The sequence below is a fragment of the Paractinoplanes hotanensis genome, from assembly GCF_023717965.1.
GTDB lineage: Bacteria > Actinomycetota > Actinomycetes > Mycobacteriales > Micromonosporaceae > Actinoplanes > Actinoplanes polyasparticus.
The window spans coordinates 1-1,733 of the sequence record NZ_JAMQOL010000045.1 but is presented as its reverse complement, the minus strand read 5'-3'; the positions used below and the strand labels follow the sequence as shown (position 1 = coordinate 1,733).

Annotated in this window: 2 protein-coding genes; both read right to left on the bottom strand. The window is 63.5% G+C overall.

The annotated features are described in order from the left end of the window. Window positions 1-50: 50 nt before the first annotated feature. Window positions 51-614, bottom strand: a complete 564-nt coding sequence (locus LXN57_RS31090) for an ATP-binding protein (protein ID WP_251801744.1) — start codon at window positions 612-614, stop codon at window positions 51-53. 91 nt (window positions 615-705) lie between these two features. Further along, the gene (locus tag LXN57_RS31085) at window positions 706-1,086 is read right to left on the bottom strand and encodes a hypothetical protein (RefSeq protein WP_251801743.1); all 381 of its coding nucleotides are present in this window, start codon (window positions 1,084-1,086) and stop codon (window positions 706-708) included. Window positions 1,087-1,733: the final 647 nt, after the last annotated feature.

The following is a 1,733-nucleotide window of genomic DNA, read 5'->3' as shown; positions in this document are numbered from 1 at the left end:
TCTATGTACCCACCAGAACCGGCGTGACTACCCCACAACCGGCTATCCGGTCATACCTCGACCTTGCGAAGGCCCTGGTGCAGGGAGCGCTCCAGCCATGCCAGACGACGGTACTCAATCCGATCACACTGCATCCAACGAACGCGGCAGCCTGACGTACTGGTGCTCGTGGACGATCCGCGCCGGGCGGTTAGGTTTGGGCTGGATCCTGCAGCAATCGCGTCGACGTCGAGCGCGACCCATTGCTCGGCTGCACCGTCACGCCAGGTTGTCACCTCGACACGTCGTGCTTGACTGAGGCTGGCTGCCGGCAGTCCCATCCCGAACCGTCCGAACGACTGCCGAGCGTCGAACCGGGACGATCCTCCGAACCGCAGGCAGGTTTGCAGTTCGTCCTTGGACATACCGACGCCGTTGTCCTCGACAACGATCTCCGGTAGGGCATCGGTGGACCACCCGATGCTGATGGCGATGTTCGTCGCCTCCGCCTGCAAGGAGTTGTCGACCAGTTCAGCGAGCGCCGTGGACAGACTCAGGTACCCAGACTCCCGGACTGCCCGGATGAAGTTCGAGGAGACCACGAGATCGTCGACTGGGTGATGTTGTCGGCTCATGATCCTCCGTGCGTTGACGCGAAACCCTCTGGCCTCAGAGTAGCTGCTCGGGAGGTTCCAGAACACGGGGCATCTGCGCTGGATCGCAGCCTCACGCCCGAGTCGTTACGGTCACCGTGACTCGCTTCGTCTTGGCCGGTTCGGTCAGGTCGAGTCCTTGCCCGCTGGCGAGTAGGAGGCGGACTGTGGGGCGCGAGGCACCTGCAACCATCACGTACGGCTGAGCGTTTTCCAACCAGACCAACTTGCCCGTCCGCTGGAGGTCGAAGACGATGACATGGAGGCTGGTAGTGATGGAGACGAGCCGGCTTTCGACTGACGTCCTCTCGACTGCATCGCCGACGACGGCCTCTGGGAGGGGCGAGGTCGACTTCAACGAGTTGATCCCGAGCACCTGGAGGGTCGCGATCACCTCACCCCGGAGGCGGTCCAGAATCGCCTGAATCTCATCAATAGTCTGAGCGGCAGTCACGAAGGCATTATCGCGCCCCCGCCCAACCGGGTTGGCATCCCGGTCGGGCGGGGCGGACGTCAGCTGACTTCTCCCAGTCGCCCGTCAATGATGTGACCCGCCTCCGCGGTGTTTTTCTGTGGACAACGCGTCAGGTCCGCTCGACTGTTCGGCGGCCGTCTTCCGCCGTAGCACCCGGTGGCCAACTCCGGCCGATCCCCGCCCCGAGTCGGCCGCCGGCCGTCGCCCGATGTGGTTCAACAACGCGAAGCGCAGAACTTCAGAGATTCGTCCGGTTCACGCGGACGGTTCGATACCCGTTGGCGCCACCCTTGCTGGGTGAAGGGGTTCGTCGTTGCCGTATGCGGTTCGCGAATTAAGAGCCTTATGCGGCCTTCATGATGATCCGAAGCCGAAACCCGCGCCGACGGTGGCAGAGGGCCGACGGCACGCGGTGACCATCACGATTCAACAGCAGTGGTCGGACGACTAGGGGCTGTAGCGCCGGTGCTGATGAATCGGTTCAGCGTGGCGGCGCTACGGCGGGCGCTATGCACTGGCCGGTCAGTGGATCCGTCGGCGGACAGCCGGTAGCGTCACAATCGGGCCCTGAGCTGCGGGTATGCGGTTCTTATTCTGCCAACTATGGTCCACCGCGGTTCGATCCC

Bases quoted from the DNA above. Each gene is read 5' to 3' on its own strand.
- LXN57_RS31090 (WP_251801744.1), bottom strand. From the start codon at position 614: ATGAGCCGACAACATCACCCAGTCGACGATCTCGTGGTCTCCTCGAAC.